The following is a 19,726-nucleotide window of genomic DNA, read 5'->3' on the forward strand; positions in this document are numbered from 1 at the left end:
AGGCTTTTTATTTTTGAGTGAATCCGGATTCTGAGTAGGGCCATATAAAGAGCGATGATGACAAGGAGAGATGCAAATGAGTACGGAATTGAAGTTGAAAACGGCACCTGCAGTGAAGGAGGATGATGCTGTTCCGAAGCATCCAGCTAATGGATCAGATGTTTTGATCCGTTCCTTGAAAGAACAGCAAGTCGAAATCATTTTTGGCTATCCAGGCGGTGCAGTACTTCCAATTTACGATGCACTGTATCAAAATCCAATTCAACATATTTTAGCCCGACATGAACAAGGGGCGATCCATGCTGCTGAAGGGTATGCCAGAGTTTCAGGAAATCCCGGTGTCGTGATTGCCACATCTGGACCAGGCGCAACCAACCTTGTCACAGGTATTACAGATGCCATGATGGATTCTATTCCCCTCGTTGTATTCACAGGCCAAGTCGCAAGCAGCGTCATTGGAACAGATGCTTTTCAGGAAGCGGATATTATTGGGATTACGCAACCGATCACAAAGCATAACTACCAAGTAAGCAGAGTAGAAGATCTGCCGCGGATTATTAAAGAAGCGTTTCATATTGCATCGACCGGAAGACCAGGACCTGTTGTCGTAGATATTCCTAAAGACATCGCTACAGCTTCTGCAGAAAACGTCCCGGAAGCTCCTATTGAACTTAATTTACCCGGATATCAGCCTACTGTTCATCCGAATTATCTGCAAATTCAAAAAACCATCACGCTCATTAAGCAAGCAAAACAGCCAGTGATTTTAGCAGGTGCGGGTGTGCTGCACGCAAAAGCGACTGAACAATTAAAAGAATTTGCTGAAGTGAATCGGATTCCAGTTGCCAATACACTGCTTGGGTTAGGCAGTATCGCAGGGGATCACGAACTGTTCCTCGGAATGGCAGGCATGCACGGAACGTATACGTCGAACATGGCAATCAGCGAATGCGATGTACTCATCAATATCGGTGCAAGGTTTGACGATCGGCTAACCGGGAACCTAAAACGATTTGCAAGAAATGCTGCGGTTGTTCATATCGATATCGACCCTGCTGAAATCGGAAAAAACGTACCGACTGCAATTCCGATTGTAGCGGATGCGAAAGAGGCATTGACTGCATTATTGAAGCATCCAGCGTGTAAGCCAGATACCGAAGTGTGGTTAACGAAATTAGAAAGTCTGACAAAGAACTTCCCGCTTTGGTATGTGGAAGATCCAGAGCATCTTCTTCCTCAACAAGCGCTTGAGCTGATCCACAAGATTACAGAGGGAGATGCAATTGTGACGACGGATGTCGGACAGCACCAGATGTGGACTGCTCAGTATTATGGATTGAATCATGCGGATCGCTGGGTCACTTCTGGCGGTCTTGGGACGATGGGCTTCGGGTTCCCGGCAGCTATTGGGGCACAACTCGCAAAACCGGACGCTCGCGTGATTGCAGTAGTCGGTGACGGTGGTTTCCAAATGACCGCACAAGAATTGTCACTGCTTCAAGAACTCCGGATTCCAGTGAAGGTCGTAATCTTGAACAACGAAGCACTCGGAATGGTGCGGCAGTGGCAGCAGACGTTTTTCGAAGAACGTTATTCACAATCTCTAATTCCAATCCAGCCCGATTTCGTGAAGCTCGCAGAAGCCTACGATTTGAAAGGTTACCGCATTAGAAATGCATCGGAAGCGGAAGTCGTTTTTACAGAAGCGTTGTTGTCAGATGAACCTGTTTTGATCGACTGTCGTGTGAAACGTATGGAAAACGTCTATCCGATGGTTGCGCCGGGGAAAGGAATTTCAGAAATGATTGGAGTGAGTGCGCCATGAAACGAGTCATCACAGTAACAGTTATTAATCAAAGCGGCGTGCTGAACCGAGTCACTGGATTGCTCATGAAGCGGCAATTCAACATTGAAAGTATTACGGTTGGTCACACGGAGCAGTCGGGAATGTCGAAAATGACGTTTATCGTCCATGTGGAGGATGAGCAGAAGATCGAGCAGCTGGTGAAACAGCTGCAAAAGCAAATCGATGTGATAAAGGTGAATGATATTACCGACAAGTCGATTGTGCTGCGTGAGCTGGCGCTGGTAAAGGTGACGTCTCCGCCATCCGCAAGGGGAGAGATGAACAGCCTGGTGGAGCCGTTTCGGGCGACTGTCGTGGATTCCGGAAAGAACATCGTGACGTATCAAGTGACAGGTGATCCGGAAAAAATCGACGCGTTCATTGCCTTGCTGAAGCCATATGGCATCAAGGAGCTCACACGAACAGGCACGGCAGCATTCGTCCGAGAAGTCCAAAAAGCCCCATCTCCATTGTTATCGATTTTGAAATAACTCATGGTATCCAGACGGTGTTGATTTACGCTGCAGGTGGACGCTTTCCGAGGGGCTCGATTTCAGCCTCCTCGCTCGCTTCGCTCCCTGCGGGGTCTTCAACCTTCGCTGATCCCTCCGGAGTCGCCACCTTTCGCTCCAATCAACGGGGCTAGTTGTAGATAACTTAATTTCTTGGAAAATGAAATAAAAAATAAAACCCACAAACCCTAGGAGGAATTTATTATGACAAACATGTATTATAACCAGGACATCAACGAGAACGTATTGGACGGCAAGAAAATCGCGGTAATCGGATATGGTTCACAAGGTCACGCACACGCACAAAACTTGAAAGACTCTGGATTCGATGTGGTCGTAGGAATTCGTCCAGGGAAGTCATTCGACAAGGCAAAAGAAGATGGTCTTGAAGTAGCGACTGTTGCTGAAGCTGCAGAGCAAGCAGACGTAATCATGGTATTGCTTCCTGATGAGCGCCAAAAGCAAGTATATGAAGAAGAAATCGCGCCAGCATTGAAAGCGGGCAAGGCACTCGCATTTGCACACGGATTCAATATCCACTTCGGTCAGATCAAACCGCCAGCTGATGTTGATGTATTCTTAGTCGCACCAAAAGGACCAGGACATCTCGTACGACGGACATTTGAAGCTGGCGCAGGCGTACCGGCACTATTCGGAGTGTATCAAGATGCATCAGGTACGGCCCGCGAAACAGCTCTTGCCTATTCAAAAGGGATTGGATCTGCACGAGGCGGGGTTCTTGAAACATCCTTTGAAGAAGAGACAGTGACCGATCTATTCGGGGAGCAAGCGGTCCTTTGCGGAGGGTTAACTTCACTTATCAAAGCAGGATTTGAAACACTTGTAGAAGCTGGATACCAGCCGGAACTTGCTTATTTTGAAACACTCCATGAAACGAAACTCATCGTTGACTTAATGTATGAAGGCGGCATGGCAGGCATGCGTTACTCAGTTTCAGATACAGCAGAATGGGGCGATTTCGTTTCAGGACCTCGCGTCATCGATGCAGATACGAAAGCTCGTATGAAGTCGATCTTGGAGGATATCCAGTCCGGGAAGTTTGCAAAAGAATGGATCCAGGAAAACGAAGATGGCCGTCCGAACTTCAACCGCATTGAAAAAGAAGAAGCCGGACATCAGCTTGAAGAAGTCGGTGAAAAACTGCGCGCAATGATGCCGTTTGTTGCAAAAGGATTGAAAAAAGAGGAAGAGGTGACTGCAGGTGCGACGAATTGACTTTTTCGATACGACACTGAGGGATGGCGAACAGTCAGCAGGCATTAACTTAAATACAGCGGAAAAGCTTGAAATCGCACGCCAGCTGGAACGTCTTGGCGCATCGGTGATTGAAGCGGGCTTTCCCGCTTCATCCCCCGGCGACTTCGAAGCAGTTCAACGCATCGCAACAACCGTAAGAAACTCTACAGTGACGGGCTTAGCCCGTGCTGTTAAGAGTGATATCGATACTTCGTGGGATGCGTTAAAAGGCGCAGAACAGCCTCACTTACACGTGTTCCTCGCAACTTCACCCATTCATATGGAATATAAATTGAAAAAGACACCGGATCAGGTCGTCGATATAGCGGTGGAAGCGGTCAAATATGCCCGCTCTAAATTCCCACTTGTGCAATGGTCCGCTGAAGATGCATTCCGTTCAGACCCAGCATTTCTCGTCCGGATTTTAAATGAAGTCATCGCAGCCGGTGCAACAACGGTAAACATTCCTGATACCGTCGGATACGCGTCACCGCAAGAATACGGAGCGCTCTTCCGTTTCTTGAAAGAGAATGTTCGCGGGATTGATCGTGTGAAACTTTCTGCGCATTGTCATGATGACTTAGGAATGGCTGTCGCAAATTCGATCGCTGCAATCGAGAATGGAGCCGATCAAGTAGAAGGCACGATCAACGGGATTGGTGAGCGTGCGGGCAACGCAGCGCTTGAAGAAATCGCCGTGGCACTTCATATTCGAAAAGACTTCTACAACTTGGAAACGGGCATTCATTTAAATGAAATTAAACGTACGAGCGAATTGGTCAGCCGATTGACGGGTGTGATGATCCAGCCGAATAAAGCGGTTGTCGGCAAAAATGCATTCGCACACGAATCGGGGATTCATCAAGATGGCATGTTGAAAAATCCAGAGACCTACGAGATTATTACTCCTGCACTTATTGGTGCAGCCAAGGAGCCGCTAGCTCTCGGGAAACACTCAGGACGCGCAGCATTTAAAGATCGTGCGATAACGATGGGCTTTACGGTAAGTGACGATCAGCTAAATGAAGTGTTTGCGGAATTCAAGGAGTTGGCAGATAAAAAGAAAGAGATTACGGAAGATGATCTATTCGTCCTCTTCACAAGACAGCAGCTTGAGCATACGGATACTCCGATTTATGACTTGGAAAGTATTCAAGTGCAGTATGGAACGAACAATGTGCCGACTGCAACGGTTACGAGCTCCACTCCTGAAGGCGAAACGGTCAGCGTTGCAACGACGGGTGCCGGATCAGTTGAAGCGATTTTCAATACTTTGGAACTGCTTGTCAAAGGCGATGTGCACATTCTGGATTACCAAGTTTCTTCTATTGGTAAAGGACGGGATGCACTCGGTCAGGCGGTTGTGAATTTGAACTTCAATGGAAAGCAGCTAACAGGCAGAGGAATTGCGCAAGACGTCTTGGAAGCATCGGCGAAAGCCTACTTGAATGCGATTAATCGCCAACTGGTGCGACAGTCATTGGAAACTCAAAAAGAACTTGCAGTTGAAACTGTAAATTAATCCTATAAGGAGGAGACGACGATGGAAAAACGTATCGCAGTATTACCCGGAGACGGGATTGGTCCTGAAGTAATCAGTTCTGCAGTGAAGGTGCTTGAAGTAATTGCTAGAAGATTTCATCATTCGTTCGAATTTGTCTATGGATCTATCGGCGGGGCTGCAGTAGATGCCTATGGCACACCGCTTCCAGATGAAACGATTGCACTTTGTGAAAAGAGTGATGCTGTGTTACTTGGCGCGGTCGGAGGTCCAAAGTGGGATCAAAACCCTGCTGACACCCGTCCGGAAAAAGGTTTGCTTGCCATCCGTAAACACTTTGGACTGTTTGCAAACATTCGTCCCGTGAAGGCTGTACCTGCCATTCTCCATCGTTCTCCTTTGAAAGAAGATCTTGTGAAAGATGTCGATCTAGTCATCGTTCGCGAACTGACAGGCGGTCTGTATTTCGGTGAACCGAGCCGGAAAACGCATGATGCTGCTGTTGATACTCTCGTTTATACGCGAGTGGAAATTGAACGGATTGTCCGGTCTGCCTTTGACCTCGCACGGATGCGGCGCGGAAAAGTGACGTCAGTTGATAAAGCGAACGTACTTCAATCTAGCCGTCTATGGCGCGAAGTGGTAGAAGAAGTGCGTGCTGGATATCCTGACATTGAAGTCGAACATCAACTCGTCGATTCCGCTGCAATGAAACTGATTACAAACCCAGCAGCATTCGATGTCATTGTGACAGAGAACATGTTCGGCGATATTTTGAGTGATGAAGCATCCGTCATTACAGGATCTCTTGGGCTATTGCCTTCAGCGAGTGTCCGGACGGACGGTTTCGGTTTATACGAACCGGTCCACGGTTCTGCGCCGGACGTAGCGGGAAAGGGACTTGCAAATCCAGCTGCGACCATGTTGTCCGCTGCGATGATGCTGCGTCAATCATTTGGAATGGAAGAAGAAGCAACAGCAATCGAGCAAGCCGTTCAGACGATTTATGAAGAAGGTCATTGTACCGCAGATCTTGCGGGATCAGGAGTCCGTCCGTTATCGACAGAGCAATGGGCGGCACGCGTTGCTGAAGAAGTGGATATCCAGTCCGTTTCAAACAGTATCATGTGTTCATACGTATAACTAAACAACCGCGGCGTCCTGCATGCTGCCACTCATGGAAAGGGGAATTGGAAATGGTAAAAACAATTATTGAAAAGGTTTGGGATCGACATGTCGTGACAGAAGAAGAAGGGAAACCTGATTTGCTCTACATCGACCTCCATCTCCTCCATGAAGTGACTTCTCCCCAAGCGTTTGAAGGATTACGGCTTGCAGGCCGCCAAGTGCGGCGTCCGGAACGATGTTATGCGACGATGGACCATAACGTACCGACACGTAATATTGAAACAGTCAGCGATCCGACTGCTCAGAAACAAATGACGACACTTGAAAAGAACTGTGAAGAATTCGGGATTGAACTTGCGCATATGACACACCCGGACCAAGGGAGTGTCCACATTATCGGACCTGAGCTTGGGCTAACACAGCCTGGCCGCACTATTGTTTGCGGAGACAGCCATACATCCACACATGGTGCGTTCGGTGCGATCGCGTTCGGAATCGGAACGAGTGAAGTGGAGCACGTACTTTCAACTCAAACCCTTTGGCAACGCCGTCCTAAGACAATGGAAGTGAAAATTTCAGGAGAATTAGGTACGGGTGTGACTGCAAAAGATGTGATCCTCGCTGTCATTGCAAAGTTTGGAATTGACGTTGGAACCGGTCATATCATTGAATTCACCGGTGAAGCAATCCGAAACTTGTCGATGGAAGAACGGATGACAATTTGCAACATGTCGATCGAAGCAGGCGCAAAAGCAGGATTGATCAGCCCGGATGAAACGACGGTTGAGTATTTAAGAGGCCGTCGCCACGTTCCTGAAGGTGAAGCATTTGAAGCGGCTGCGGCAGAATGGCTGGCACTTGCGACAGATGAAGGTGCGGTCTATGACACAACGCTGACTCTAGATGCGGCCGACATTGAACCCTATGTAACGTGGGGAACGAACCCTGCGATGGGAACAGGAATTAGTGGCCGCGTACCGTATGCGTCTGATTATGCATCACCGTCTGACAAAGAAGCGTTGAAAAAAGCAATCGCTTATATGGGACTGGAAGAAGGGATGCCGCTATCCGATATTTCCATCCAGCATGTCTTTATCGGATCGTGTACGAATGCACGTTTAAGTGACTTGCGTGCAGCCGCGGCAATTGTGCAAGGACAGCAAGTTCATCCGGCCGTCACCGCGATTGTCGTTCCTGGATCACGTTCTGTGAAGCGACTTGCAGAACAAGAAGGGCTGGACGAAGTATTTAAAGCGGCCGGATTTGAATGGCGTGAATCCGGATGCAGTATGTGTCTGGCAATGAATGATGACATCGTTCCTGCAGGTGAACGGTGTGCATCTACGTCAAACCGGAACTTTGAAGGACGCCAAGGTGCTGGCGCGCGGACGCATCTGGTCAGTCCGGCGATGGCGGCAGCGGCTGCAATTGCAGGACGGTTTACGGATATTCGGAAAGTACCTGCGCTGCAGGGCTGAAGGGAGGAGCATACTTATGGAACCGATTAATGTTGTCACAAGTGTTATGACTCCGTTAGACCGGAAAAATGTCGATACGGACCAGATCATTTCTAAAGAGTTTTTAAAGCGAATTGAACGTACAGGATTCGGAAAGTATTTGTTTTATCATTGGCGGTTTGACAGTGAAGGCAATGCGAATACCGAATTTGTTCTGAATGATCCTAGATTTGAAGGTTCAAAAATTTTAGTAGCGGATGAAAACTTCGGATGCGGCTCTTCCCGTGAACATGCTCCGTGGGCAATTCTTGACTATGGATTCCGAGTAGTGATCGCACCGGGATTTGCGGATATCTTCTATAGTAACTGTTTCAAAAATGGCATCCTGCCGATTCGACTCGCTCAAAGCGAAATCGATTCATTACTTGCAGATGGCCAAAAAAGTCCGATTGAACTAACTGTGAACTTAGAGCATCAGACGGTCACTCGTACAGATACGGAAGAAATTCTGACTTTTGATATCGATCCGTATTCACGTCAGATGCTGCTGAATGGCTGGGATGAAATCTCTCTAACTTTTCAATATGAAGACCAAATCGCTGCCTATGAAGAACGCATTGCCCGTTGAGATAACGGGTTTTTTTTCGTAATAAAGGAAAATACATGAACGATGTCGAAATTTTGTGTGTACAACAATCTGATTATTGGGGGAATTTGATTGAGAAATGAAGACTTGCTGCTCATACCTGGGCCGACGCCTGTCGTCGATTCGATTTACGATGCACTGGGGGAGGAGACGCGCGCACATACAGACCCGCGATTTGTGAGTCGTTTTAAGAAGGCGATTGAACGCACTAAGCGAATTTTGAATACCGATGGGGAAGTATTCATCGTCGCAGGCTCCGGGACACTTGCTATGGAAATGGCGCTCGTTAACACGATAGCCCCGGGGGAAAAGCTCTTAATCATCAGTCATGGGTATTTTGGAGATCGTTTCATTAAACTCGGACAAGCATTCGGAATCCATATTGACTTGTTGCAGGCAGAGTGGGGCAAACAAGTCGATTTGAAACACGTCAAAGAACACTTAGAGAAAAACCAATATAAAGCGGTCACTGTGACCCATGCCGACACGTCAACGGGCGTTCAAGCAAGTTTAGGGGAATTGATCCCGCTTATTAAACAGCACGGCGCGCTGGCTATAGTTGATGGAGTATGTGCAACAACTGCGATGCCGGAAGATATGCAGCACAATTATGCAGGTCCAGACACTGCAATCGACATTGTCTTAACCGGTTCGCAAAAAGCGATCGGTGTTCCGCCAGGCGTTGGCATCGTGGCATTTAGTCAAGCTGCGTTGAAAGCGCGAAACGAAATGAAATCGGTATCTGCTTATTATTGTGATATCCACAACTGGATTCCCGTCATGCATGATCCATCCAAATATTTCGCAACACCGCCTGTCAATATGATCTGCGCGCTTGAAGAAGGATTACGTATTGTTGAAGAAGAAGGTCTCAAAGAACGTTACGAGCGGCATAAAGCTTACGGACGTGCTGTTCGCTCTGCGCTGCGAGTCTATGGCATGGTGCCGCTGGCTGAAGAAAAAGACGCAGCACCGACATTGAGTTGTATCTATTATCCGGAAGGTGTAGACGATGCCGCATTCCGGGCGGAGTTAGCCAAAGAAGGCGTGATTTTATCAGGCGCTCTTGCACATCTAGCTGGAAAAGCTTTCAGAATCGGCCATATGGGCAACACAACGCCAGATATGCTCGAAACCGCTATCCGAAAAATCGGCGAAGCCTTGCAAAAATGCGGGCATGAAGCGGCAGTTGAAGAGGCGGTATCTGCATTGCAGGAAACGTTGGGTTCGTTGTCAATTAACTAATAACCTATTTTCGCTATAGAATATTAAGACTACAAAATTCCTTTGTGAATCTTTGTAGTTTTTTTTACATGATAACAGTTCATACACTTTTTACTAAATGCTTACTATTGACCAAGAGTTAAAGTCGTTTAATTGAAAATGCTAAGCTTAACATTGAATTAGAATATTTAGAAAATACTATTGCAATTGGTAATTAGATGGTTTAGAATATACTTAATGTTCAGTTAGTAAGTTTTGTTAACTAACTAACTGGATTTATGTTGACTACTACCTACCGACAGTAAGGGGCAGTTGCAATGCAAAATGGGAGTTTAGGATTTTTAAGAAACGAAAACAAACGCAAAGTCCTTCAACGAATAATTGATGAGGAACCGACTACTAGAGTCCAGATTTCAAAAGACTTATCTATGAGTAAACCGACAGTATCCAGCCTGGTTGGAGAATTAATTGAAGAAGGCTGGATTATTGAAACTGGAAGTGGTGAAGCATCTTCAAGTGGAGGCAGAAAACCAGTAAAACTTAGATTCAATGCTAAAAATGCGTATTGTATTGGAATTGATATTGGAGGTACCGGAGTTGTACTCGGAATTACAGATTTGCAGGGAGAACTAGTTAACTTGAAAGAATTTGAAACGCAGAAAAACTTGGGCGAAAAGTTACTGGTGGAGATTAAAACCCAAGTAGATGTCATGTTGAGTGAAAGTGGTATTGATAAGCAAAATATTTTAGGGGTTGGCGTTGGTGTCCCTGGGATTACAAATTTAGAAACAGGGATTGTAGTTGAAGCACCTGCTTTAAAATGGAGCAATTACCCCGCTAGGAAAAAAATTGAAGAGATCCTGTCAATGCCTGTTTTTATTGATAATGATGTAAATGTAAGTTTACTTGGTGAAAAGTGGTTAGGAAAAGGCAGACATGCATCAAACATGATTTATATCTCTGTAGGAACCGGAATTGGAAGCGGTATCATGCTGCAAGGAAATATATATCGCGGTAGTAATTACAGTGCCGGAGAAATAGGTTATATGGTAACTGATCGTCAGTTTGCGAGTTTATATAAACCAACGGTCAAAGGATATGGATTTTTAGAGAGTGTATCGGGCGGGAATTCAATTGGCGAACACTTGTCAAATCGTTTGGAAAGAGAAGTTACTTCTTTAGAGGCGTTTGAGTTATACAGGAAAGGCAACGCGGATGCGATTGAAGTGGTTACAGTAGCAATCGAAAATTTATCCATTGGAATCGCTAACTATGTTTCATTATTCGATCCTGAGATTGTCATTCTAGGAGGTGGTGTCACCCAGTCGTTCGATGTTATACAGCCGATGATAAACGACATCCTGAATCGCTATACACCTAGATCTTGTGAAATTGTACAATCAGCTTTTGGTAAGAAGGCTGGAGTAATTGGTGCCGTGGCATTGGTGCTGAATGAGCATGGAGGGTTATTCACTACAAAAAGAGAGGGGTAAGGTCGATGAAAATGCAATTTAAATTTGGTTTGTTTTTCGTGTTGCTGGCAGCATTATTGTTAGGAGGTTGTATGGCTGGAAGTTCAGAGAAAACTGAAAAACCGGCTGCTGGTGATACTGAAGAGAATAAAGATGGAGATGCAGAAAATAAAGAACTTGAAGATAAAGTCGTCATATATTCTCCGCATGGTAAGGATATTTTAAGTGACTTCCAAAAACAATTTGAAGAGGAATACGGTATTAAGATGGAATTCTTAGATATGGGTTCTCAAGAGATTTTAGACCGTATTCGTTCGGAAAAGAATAATACCCAGGCTGACGTTTGGTGGGGGGCACCGCAAGTCAACTTTGATCAAGCTAAAGATAACGATTTACTAGCTGAATACAAACCATCCTACGCGGACTCACTTGATGAAATTTATCATGATCCAGATTGGATGTGGTCAGGTACATCGATGACACCAGAAGTAATTTTGTATAACTCAAAGGAAATTTCTAAAGAAGATGCTCCAAAAGACTGGGATGACCTTCTTGATCCTAAATGGAAGGATGAAGTCATTATTAGATACCCGCTGGCATCCGGAACAATGAGAACTATCTATTCTTCTATGATTTACAGAACATATAAAGACTCTGAAGATCCTGCAGAGGGTTATGAATGGCTGAAGAAGTTTGATATGAACACGAAGGAATATGCAGCCAACCCAGAAATCATGTACAACCAAGTGGCGAAAGGAGTTGGAAGCTTAACAGTTTGGAATATGCCAGATACTGTTATGCTGGCTAAGGAAAAAGGATATCCTTTCGATTATGTACTTCCGGAAAGCGGAACTCCTGTACTAACGGAAGGCATCGCCATCATAAAGGATGCTCCACATCCTAATGCGGCTGAAGCTTTCTATGAGTTTGTAAACACTCCTGAGGCTGCTAAATTGTTGGCTGAAAGCTATTACCGTATTCCAACACGTGATGACGTCACTGATCTGCCAGAGTGGATTAAAGAAGCAGAAGACAAGATTAAGCCAATGGATATTGATTGGAAATTATTCCAAGAGAAGTCTGATGAGTGGATGGATTATTGGGATAACAACATTAAAAACACAAAGAAAGATAAAAGTGACGAAGAATAATTGAATTTTTACTTCCGTAAAATTTAAAGGAACACTAATTAATAGCATTCGACTATCATATCTAAAATTTATGATAGTCGAATACTTTTTCAAAGAAGGAGGTTGGTTGGGATGTCAATCGTCCATTTAGAAGCCATTACCAAGCGGTTTGGAGATGTTACTGCTGTCAAAGAGCTGGACTTACTGATAAAAGAAGGAGAATTTTTCACGTTTTTAGGGCCGAGTGGATGTGGGAAAACAACAACACTTCGAATGATCGCCGGTTTTTACTATCCAACTGAAGGGATAGTGAGATTCAATGAGAGAAACATGACAACTGTTTCACCTGAAAATAGAAATACGGGTATGGTATTTCAAAACTATGCACTTTTTCCTCATATGACTGTCTTTGAAAATGTCGCTTTTGGACTGAAAGTTAGAAAGCTTTCCAAAGATATAATTAAGGAAAAAGTTGTAGAGGTTCTAAAGAAAGTGCGATTAGATCAATATATTGATCGACAGGTCAGTCAATTATCAGGCGGCCAGCAACAGCGTGTAGCTCTCGCAAGAGCAATCGTCATAGAACCGGATATTTTACTCTTAGACGAACCACTCAGTAACTTAGATGCACGTTTGCGAGATGAAATGCGTACAGAGATATTAAGGCTGCAGCAAGAGTATAAGATTACTACTATATATGTCACCCATGATCAGGTTGAAGCCTTAACAATGAGCGATAGAATAGCTGTTTTCAGTCACGGAGTCTGCCAGCAGGTAGGGACACCTACTGAGATTTATAATGAACCTATTAACGACTTTGTAGCAGAATTCATAGGAGAAACAAACCTTTTAAATATTGACTATCTAAGTCAAACGACAGACTTCCATTCTTACCAGTTACATGAACTTGACAGTAAGATAGAAGTGAAAAATGATAGTGCGAATATAGCGGCATACGATAAAACTGATAAGTTACGCATGTCGATAAGACCTGAAGCCGTGATAGTGTCTGAGCAGCCGTTAGAAGGAGTGAATGTATTTAAAGGCATAGTGAAAACGGTTCAGTTTACTGGGGCGGCAGTACACACCTATGTTGAATTAACTGAAACAGTCGTAATTGAAAGTACGAACTTAAACAAAGGACCTGCAACATATTTAAATGAAGGAAATGAGGTCTATGTACAGTTTCCGGCGGAACATATTAGGGTTATTCCTGAAATGAATATATAAAGTTAACCTGATTTATTTGTTAAAGTAGCTGATCGTGATGCAAAGGGAGGCATTTTACATGTTAAATGCAGAACGAAGAAAAACCATTTTGCTATTAATTCCAGTTGTTTTAGTCCTAGGAGGTTATGTTCTTTACCCTGCGTTACGAACAGCGCTAGAGAGCATACATAAGAATGGTGTATTTTCGTTACAAAACTATAGTGACTTTTTTGGTGCCAAAGCCAAAGCAAATTTCGAGGCGCTATGGAATTCAGTATGGATATCATTAGCCTCTGTATTCTTTAGTGCATGCATTGGTCTGCCACTAGCTTATATTTTTAACCGCTATGATTTCCCGGGTAGAAAATTTTTCGCTGGCATTGCGATTATGCCTATTGTATTGCCCTCCCTAGTTGGGGTAATGGCTTTCATGTTTTTATATGGAGAAGCCGGTTTGATTCCGAATGCTATCAAAGATATTTTTAATTTGAAAAATGTACCTTTTAGTATAGGCGGTATTTCAGGAATTTTACTTGTCCATGCATACACGATGTATCCATACTTTTACATGACCAGCTCATCAGCTTTAGGGAATATCGATCCGTCACTTGAAGAAGCGGCTTCAAATCTTGGGGCCAGTAAATTTAAAGTGTTTTGGAAAGTGACATTTCCTTTATTGACCCCAGGACTTGTTGCTGCAGCACTTCTGGTATTTATGGTCTCTATGGCCAGTTTTAGTGCTCCGTTTTTATTGGCAGGCGGTTTTCGGGTATTAAGTCTTCAAATCTATTTCTCCAAAATTAATGGAGATTTAGAGATGGCTGCGACACAGTCTGTGATTCTATCAATGGTCTCCATTTCATTTTTATTATTTATGCGGTGGTTTCAAAGTCGCAAAGATTACAGAATGGCTTTAAAGGGGATTGGGGCACACCGAAGTGAGGTTAATAATCCATTTTTAAAATGGGTAATGGTGTCAATTGGAATACTGGCCATGATTGTACTGCTGTTACCTCATGTAACACTACTTATTTTATCGCTAGTACCAGACGGCGCATGGACATGGCAAACCTATCCGCAAAGTTTTAACTTTGAAAACTTCATTTTGCTTTTTGAAGATCCATACATTTGGGAGCCTGTTAAAAACAGTTTGATAATGGCGTTTCTTGCATGTATAGGGGTATTTATTTTTGGCATCTTCACTTCTTACGCGTTAGTTAAACGCAAATTTTTCGGGAAAAACCTTTTGGATATTTTAGTGATGATTCCATGGGCGCTTCCAGCTACAGTAGTAGGAATGAATATGATTTTAGCTTTCAACACGCCTTCTCCTTTCTCTTTTGGAAAGGTTTTAGTAGGAACTTTTTGGATTTTACCATTAGCGTACTTTGTAAGGTTCCTCCCATTGGTTGTTCGATCTACTAATGCAGTATTGGAACAGCTTGATGATTCAATTGAGGAGGCTGCACAAAACTTAGGAGCGAAATGGTTTTATACTTTCAGAAAAGTCGTTTTACCTATAATCATGCCCGGGGTGCTAAGCGGTACATTACTGGCATTCGTGCAGGCTGTTGGTGAGTTTCCGACATCAGTTTTACTTTATACAATTGGAAACAGACCAATTTCTATTGAAATCATGAACCAACTGCGAATGTTCAATATTGGTCAAGCAGCTGCATATGGAATGATTCAAGTAGGTTTAATTGCGATTGTAATGTTCATTTCAAGCAAATTCTTTGGGGTCAAAGCTGAGAAGTCACTAGGCTAGAGATTTAGATTCAAAAATAGCAATTACTTGAGGTGCATAAAATGATGACAAGAGTTGAAGAGTTTAAAACTAAAGATGGAGGTTCATTTCCGGGGAAAGTCTATTCTGAAGTTTTACTGAAACCTGTGTTTGAAGACCAAAAAGCTTATTTATTTGAAGCGATGATGGCGGTGCACAAAGCTCACACAACTATGCTGTCAGAACAACAGATTATCGAAGTTGAAGAAGCAGAGAAGATTTTAAAAGCTGTTGAAGAAATTCAAGCGCTTGGAAATGACGAATTTAGCTATTCGGCAGCATATGAAGATCTCTTCTTCCTGGTAGAGTCTAAAATCGGTGAGTTGATCGGTGATGATTTAGCAGGAAAGATGCATATTGCTAAAAGCCGTAATGATATGGGAGAAGCGATGTATCGTATTGTGCTGCGGGAACACTTGCAAGATACGATTGGCTTGGCAAAAACATTGGCAGCGACACTCTTGACTCAAGCTGAACATCATGTTGAAACCATTATGCCAGCCCATACGCATACACAGCCCGCACAACCTACTACATTTGGCCATTATCTCGCAGCCATCTATGACGGGCTTAACCGTGACATCGACCGGTTAGAACGAGCTAGACTGACCGTCAATCAGTCCCCGATGGGAGCGGCGGCAATTACGACAACAGGCTTCCCGATTAGTCGCGAACGAATGGTCAGTCTGCTGGACTTTGAGGGGCTGATCGAAAACTCGTACGACGCAATTGGTGCAGGTGACTATTTGCTGGAGGCTGCACAAAGTTTAATCAGCCTGATGACCAACATTGGGCGATGGGTGCAAGAGCTCTTAAGAATGGCGTCGAAAGAAGTGGGGCTGTTGCGTGTTTCGGATGCTTATGTGCAAATCAGCAGCATTATGCCGCAGAAACGCAATCCTGTGTCGCTTGAACATTCCCGATCACTTGCTTCAAGTGCACTAGCAGAGGGCCTTGCCGTACTCCATATGATTCACAACACCCCTTATGGAGATATCAACGATACGGAAGACGATTTACAACCTCATTTATATAAAGGGTTCGAGAAAGCGGATCGAGTTTTAAAATTATTGAATGCTGTCATAATCACGATGGAGTTCGATAAGAAACGAGCGCACCAGCAAGCGAGGGAGAATATGATTACAATTACTGAACTTGCAGATGTGCTGGCTAGAGACTATGATGTGTCATTCCGTCAAGCACATGGTAAAGCTGCTTTAGTAGCGAACAATGCAACAGCGCTGAAGAAAGAACTCTATGAGCTTCCTGTGGATACTGTAAATGAGTGGCTGAAGGATGTGACGCTGTCAGAAGCAGATTGGCAGGGGATTGTCGATCCAGCTGTTTTCATTCAGCGCCGTGGCATCACTGGAGGCCCAAATCCTGATACAGTTCGCGAAATGATTGCGGACCGTCAAAGAAAATCCGGGTAGCTTGTAAGATTCGGTGTTTCGTGTGATGAAGAATGCTATAACCGTAAACCGCGCTAACTCTTATGCAGCGCGGTTTTTTCATGTCTTTTATCAAACTTAGGCATAACGGGAAGATTATTTTGAGGGGAATGGTCGAAAAGTAGTGATTTATTCATAATAAACAGATATAATTGGACTAGTTATAACTATTCAGACGATTGGTAAAGTTCGTCGTTTCTGAAAAAAGAGATAAAATCGGGGTGGAATGGGTGAAACGAACAATTGCGGGGAAGTTGAGGAACGGATTCGGACTATTACTTGTATTGCTAGTTGTAATTGGGGCTGCTAGTATTCTGCTGCTTGTAAAATTGAACAATGATTATAAGAATATGCTCGATGATGAAGTGCATAAAGTAGATATCGTGGATGAGTTCGTATTAAAGCAAGAACAGATGCAAAGTGATATCCGGGGCTATATGCTTTATCAAGATGAAACGATGTTGGAAAGACGCCAGCAAAACTATGAGCGTTCTGAACAGCTTATCCAAGAGTTAGGCAAGATGATGAACGGCGCTAAAATGAAAAAAGAATATGAAGCACTCGTCGATTCGAACGAAAAGTCGATGACCCTTCAAAATAATATCGTTGATAATTTAGAACAGGGGAAAGATGATATCGCAAAATGGATGTCTGAAGCATCTAAAGACGTAGGAAATGTTGTCATGACCCGTGCGGATATGATTAAAGACAACCAGTATAAAGCACTTGAAACGAAACGGAAAGAAGTTAATCAGATGATGGTTCAGCTGACGATCATCATTGCAGCAATTATAATGATTGCAGTCGTGGCGGGAGTATTAATTTCTCGACGGATTAGCCGCTCGATTACAAAACCCGTTGCGATTGTAACAGAAGGACTGCATCAAATCGCGGATGGGAATTTCTCTATCGATCCGCTGGTTGTTCGAAGTAAAGACGAAGTCGGGGAAATGGCAAATGCATTCAACAAAATGGGTGCAGATGTAGCAAGTATGATTCGCAAAATTAATGTGTCTGCCGAACAGCTGGCGATGCAATCTGAAGAGTTATCCGCAAGTTCTGAAGAAAGTTTGGCCTCGTCCGAGCTAATTGCCAGTACTGCAGAGCAGCAGCTCGAGGGCAGTGAGCGTCAACAGCGGATTACGGACCAATCTACTCAATCTATGAGCGAGCTGTCTATAGGCGTTGGAGAGATATCAGAAAGCAATGAAGACATGCTGCGATCTGCAGAAGCAGTCACTCAGTTAGTTGGAAAAGGATCTGCTTCAATGGATGAGGTCGTCAATGAAATGAAGACGATCCGGGAAACGATTCGCGAAACAGCGAAAATCATGAAAGAGATGGCGGATCATTCTTCTGAAATTGAAAAAGTGACAGCAATTATTACAGGAATTGCTGAACAAACCAACTTGCTGGCACTCAACGCAGCGATTGAAGCGGCTCGTGCGGGTGACGCTGGAAAAGGATTTGCAGTGGTTGCAGATGAAGTTCGGAAACTTGCGGAGCAGTCTAAATCATCCGCCTCAGAGATTGGCACTATGGTGAGTGACATTCAAGTATATTCAAAGAAAGCTACGAAATCGATTGAAACCGGCAATGAAAAGGTTGAAAACGGAATGAAAGCTACGGCCGAATCCAACGCAGTATTTAAAGACATCCAGCAAGCAGTAGGAGATGTAGCTGCCAAAGTGGAAACCGTGTCAGCAGCAATTGAAGAAATACAAGCAATGGCTGATGAAGTTACAGAAGGTGCTCGCGAAGTACAGCGCTTAAGCGGACAAGCATCCATCTCAGCAACAGAGACAAGCTCTGCTACAGAGGAACAGCTTGCAGTAAGTGAAGAGATCAGCGCAAGTGCACAAAGCCTGACACGCCTCGCAGATGAGCTTCAGCAAGAGGTTAGCAGGTTCCAAGTATAACGGAACAGTAAAAAGCGCATTCCCTGTAATAAAAAGGGGATGCGTTTTTAGGTTATAAAAAATAGAACCAAAAATAAAGAATCTAGAAAAATAGGTTTAATATAATAAAAACGTGGAAAACTCTATAGTAAGAGATTTCCACGTTTGTTTATCTTATTTAAGGTTGTCCAAGAAGCGCTGCATGTCTTGAATCTTAACTTTATCGTCAACACCGAAGTTACCGTTTGTGTAACCAGCAGTTACATCATTTGCATAAAGTGCACCTACATATTTCAATGCCCAGTAGTCAGAAGGTACATCTTTAAACGGTACATCAGTTGAAGTAGTCAGGTTGAAGGCATCCGTCAGGACTTTCGCCATTTGTGAACGAGTCAACGGATCGTTAGGGTTAAAGTTACCGCTGTTGTTTCCGCTGAAGATACCTGCTTCAGCAGCAGCAATAATTTCGTTATAATAAGGTGTTTTAGAGTTAACGTCAGGGAAGCTCATGTCGCTTCCAGTTCTGTGAAGACCTAGAGTCTTAACAACGATGCCCGCGACTTGTCCGCGTGTTGCATAAGTTACAGTTGGTGCTGGCTTTGAAGCTACAGAAGTTTCACCAAATGTTGCAGGGCGTTTTGCGCCTACATAACGACTCTTCCAATAAGCTTTATCGTTGATAGATGAAATTGTTACACCCTGGCTTGTAGAAGCGTGAATGAACTTGCTAGAACCGATGTAAATTCCAACGTGTGAGATACCGCGACCGCTTGTGTTGAAGAAAACTAGATCGCCAGTAGTCAAGTTGCTTTTAGAAACTGCTTTACCTTGCTGATATTGCTGTCCTGTTGTACGAGGAAGTGATTTTCCGTTCTTTTTGAACACAACTTGCGTATATGCAGAACAGTCGATGCCTGATGTCAGGCTTGTCCCGCCATATCGGTAAGGTGTTCCTATGTAATTCTTAGCTGTATTTACCAAGTCAGTTGCAGAGCTTGCAGAGGCCATAGACGGTACGGACGTTGAAATTAATAAACTGGCGATTCCAAATGCCAAGAGACGTTTCAGTTTCATAAGTTTTTCAGTTTCCCCTTTCGCACCGTATCAAGGACAGTGTCTTTATCTGTGAACATCTTAGCATAGGCTAAACATGTTTTCGGTTACAGTTATATTACAATGATGTTACAAATACACGATTGATGTATAAAA

At 44.0% G+C, this 19,726-nt stretch carries 15 protein-coding genes; 14 read left to right on the top strand and 1 reads right to left on the bottom strand.

Going from position 1 to position 19,726, the window contains the following annotated elements; translation table 11 throughout:
- Nucleotides 1-76 precede the first annotated feature (76 nt).
- The 14 genes from ilvB to PGH26_RS03230 all read left to right on the top strand — a co-directional run bounded on the left by ilvB (nucleotide 77) and on the right by PGH26_RS03230 (nucleotide 18,538).
- On the top strand, nucleotides 77-1,825 hold the full coding sequence (gene ilvB / locus PGH26_RS03165) for an acetolactate synthase large subunit (protein ID WP_323692583.1): 1,749 nt from the start codon (nucleotides 77-79) through the stop codon (nucleotides 1,823-1,825).
- Nucleotides 1,822-2,337: an acetolactate synthase small subunit gene (gene ilvN / locus PGH26_RS03170; protein WP_323692584.1), complete on the top strand. Its 516-nt coding sequence runs from the start codon at nucleotides 1,822-1,824 to the stop codon at nucleotides 2,335-2,337. Before ilvB ends, ilvN begins: the two co-directional genes overlap by 4 nt.
- 225 nt (nucleotides 2,338-2,562) lie before the next feature.
- Nucleotides 2,563-3,594 carry a ketol-acid reductoisomerase gene (ilvC, locus tag PGH26_RS03175; protein ID WP_323692585.1) on the top strand — a complete coding sequence of 344 codons (1,032 nt, stop codon included), beginning with the start codon at nucleotides 2,563-2,565 and terminating at the stop codon, nucleotides 3,592-3,594.
- Nucleotides 3,581-5,137 (top strand): 2-isopropylmalate synthase, encoded by a 1,557-nt coding sequence (locus tag PGH26_RS03180; RefSeq protein WP_323692586.1) that lies wholly within the window; start codon nucleotides 3,581-3,583, stop codon nucleotides 5,135-5,137. The genes ilvC and PGH26_RS03180 overlap by 14 nt, the downstream gene beginning before the upstream one ends.
- 21 nt (nucleotides 5,138-5,158) lie before the next feature.
- A complete protein-coding gene (gene leuB / locus PGH26_RS03185) occupies nucleotides 5,159-6,259 on the top strand; it encodes a 3-isopropylmalate dehydrogenase (RefSeq protein ID WP_323692587.1) in 1,101 nt (366 codons plus the stop codon).
- A 53-nt stretch (nucleotides 6,260-6,312) separates the two neighbouring features.
- Nucleotides 6,313-7,722 (top strand): 3-isopropylmalate dehydratase large subunit, encoded by a 1,410-nt coding sequence (gene leuC / locus PGH26_RS03190; RefSeq protein WP_323692588.1) that lies wholly within the window; start codon nucleotides 6,313-6,315, stop codon nucleotides 7,720-7,722.
- Nucleotides 7,723-7,738: 16 nt separating this feature from the next.
- The gene (gene leuD / locus PGH26_RS03195) at nucleotides 7,739-8,329 is read left to right on the top strand and encodes a 3-isopropylmalate dehydratase small subunit (protein WP_323692589.1); all 591 of its coding nucleotides are present in this window, start codon (nucleotides 7,739-7,741) and stop codon (nucleotides 8,327-8,329) included.
- A gap of 90 nt (nucleotides 8,330-8,419) precedes the next feature.
- The gene (locus PGH26_RS03200; protein WP_323692590.1) at nucleotides 8,420-9,592 is read left to right on the top strand and encodes a pyridoxal-phosphate-dependent aminotransferase family protein; all 1,173 of its coding nucleotides are present in this window, start codon (nucleotides 8,420-8,422) and stop codon (nucleotides 9,590-9,592) included.
- A 296-nt stretch (nucleotides 9,593-9,888) separates the two neighbouring features.
- Complete coding sequence (locus tag PGH26_RS03205) at nucleotides 9,889-11,064, top strand: ROK family transcriptional regulator (protein WP_323692591.1); 1,176 nt, start codon at nucleotides 9,889-9,891, stop codon at nucleotides 11,062-11,064.
- Nucleotides 11,065-11,069: 5 nt separating this feature from the next.
- Nucleotides 11,070-12,194: an extracellular solute-binding protein gene (locus PGH26_RS03210; protein ID WP_323692592.1), complete on the top strand. Its 1,125-nt coding sequence runs from the start codon at nucleotides 11,070-11,072 to the stop codon at nucleotides 12,192-12,194.
- 111 nt (nucleotides 12,195-12,305) lie between these two features.
- A complete protein-coding gene (locus PGH26_RS03215) occupies nucleotides 12,306-13,403 on the top strand; it encodes an ABC transporter ATP-binding protein (RefSeq protein ID WP_323692593.1) in 1,098 nt (365 codons plus the stop codon).
- 58 nt (nucleotides 13,404-13,461) lie between these two features.
- On the top strand, nucleotides 13,462-15,150 hold the full coding sequence (locus PGH26_RS03220; protein ID WP_323692594.1) for an ABC transporter permease: 1,689 nt from the start codon (nucleotides 13,462-13,464) through the stop codon (nucleotides 15,148-15,150).
- A 41-nt stretch (nucleotides 15,151-15,191) separates the two neighbouring features.
- Nucleotides 15,192-16,601, top strand: a complete 1,410-nt coding sequence (argH, locus tag PGH26_RS03225) for an argininosuccinate lyase (RefSeq protein ID WP_323692595.1) — start codon at nucleotides 15,192-15,194, stop codon at nucleotides 16,599-16,601.
- A gap of 248 nt (nucleotides 16,602-16,849) precedes the next feature.
- The gene (locus PGH26_RS03230; protein WP_323692596.1) at nucleotides 16,850-18,538 is read left to right on the top strand and encodes a methyl-accepting chemotaxis protein; all 1,689 of its coding nucleotides are present in this window, start codon (nucleotides 16,850-16,852) and stop codon (nucleotides 18,536-18,538) included.
- 153 nt (nucleotides 18,539-18,691) lie between these two features.
- Here PGH26_RS03230 and PGH26_RS03235 read toward each other — a convergent pair whose 3' ends face one another.
- Nucleotides 18,692-19,591 carry a C40 family peptidase gene (locus PGH26_RS03235; protein ID WP_323692597.1) on the bottom strand — a complete coding sequence of 300 codons (900 nt, stop codon included), beginning with the start codon at nucleotides 19,589-19,591 and terminating at the stop codon, nucleotides 18,692-18,694.
- Nucleotides 19,592-19,726 lie beyond the last annotated feature (135 nt).

Origin of the sequence: Sporosarcina jeotgali, assembly GCF_033304595.1 — a bacterium.
GTDB classification, from domain to species: domain Bacteria; phylum Bacillota; class Bacilli; order Bacillales_A; family Planococcaceae; genus Sporosarcina; species Sporosarcina jeotgali.

Coding starts and splice junctions, on each gene's coding strand:
- PGH26_RS03210 (WP_323692592.1), top strand. CDS start 11,070: ATGAAAATGCAATTTAAATTTGGTTTGTTTTTCGTGTTGCTGGCAGCA.
- ilvC (WP_323692585.1), top strand. CDS start 2,563: ATGACAAACATGTATTATAACCAGGACATCAACGAGAACGTATTGGAC.
- ilvN (WP_323692584.1), top strand. CDS start 1,822: ATGAAACGAGTCATCACAGTAACAGTTATTAATCAAAGCGGCGTGCTG.
- PGH26_RS03220 (WP_323692594.1), top strand. CDS start 13,462: ATGTTAAATGCAGAACGAAGAAAAACCATTTTGCTATTAATTCCAGTT.
- leuB (WP_323692587.1), top strand. CDS start 5,159: ATGGAAAAACGTATCGCAGTATTACCCGGAGACGGGATTGGTCCTGAA.
- PGH26_RS03215 (WP_323692593.1), top strand. CDS start 12,306: ATGTCAATCGTCCATTTAGAAGCCATTACCAAGCGGTTTGGAGATGTT.
- leuC (WP_323692588.1), top strand. CDS start 6,313: ATGGTAAAAACAATTATTGAAAAGGTTTGGGATCGACATGTCGTGACA.
- leuD (WP_323692589.1), top strand. CDS start 7,739: ATGGAACCGATTAATGTTGTCACAAGTGTTATGACTCCGTTAGACCGG.
- argH (WP_323692595.1), top strand. CDS start 15,192: ATGATGACAAGAGTTGAAGAGTTTAAAACTAAAGATGGAGGTTCATTT.
- PGH26_RS03205 (WP_323692591.1), top strand. CDS start 9,889: ATGCAAAATGGGAGTTTAGGATTTTTAAGAAACGAAAACAAACGCAAA.
- PGH26_RS03235 (WP_323692597.1), bottom strand. CDS start 19,591: ATGAAACTGAAACGTCTCTTGGCATTTGGAATCGCCAGTTTATTAATT.
- ilvB (WP_323692583.1), top strand. CDS start 77: ATGAGTACGGAATTGAAGTTGAAAACGGCACCTGCAGTGAAGGAGGAT.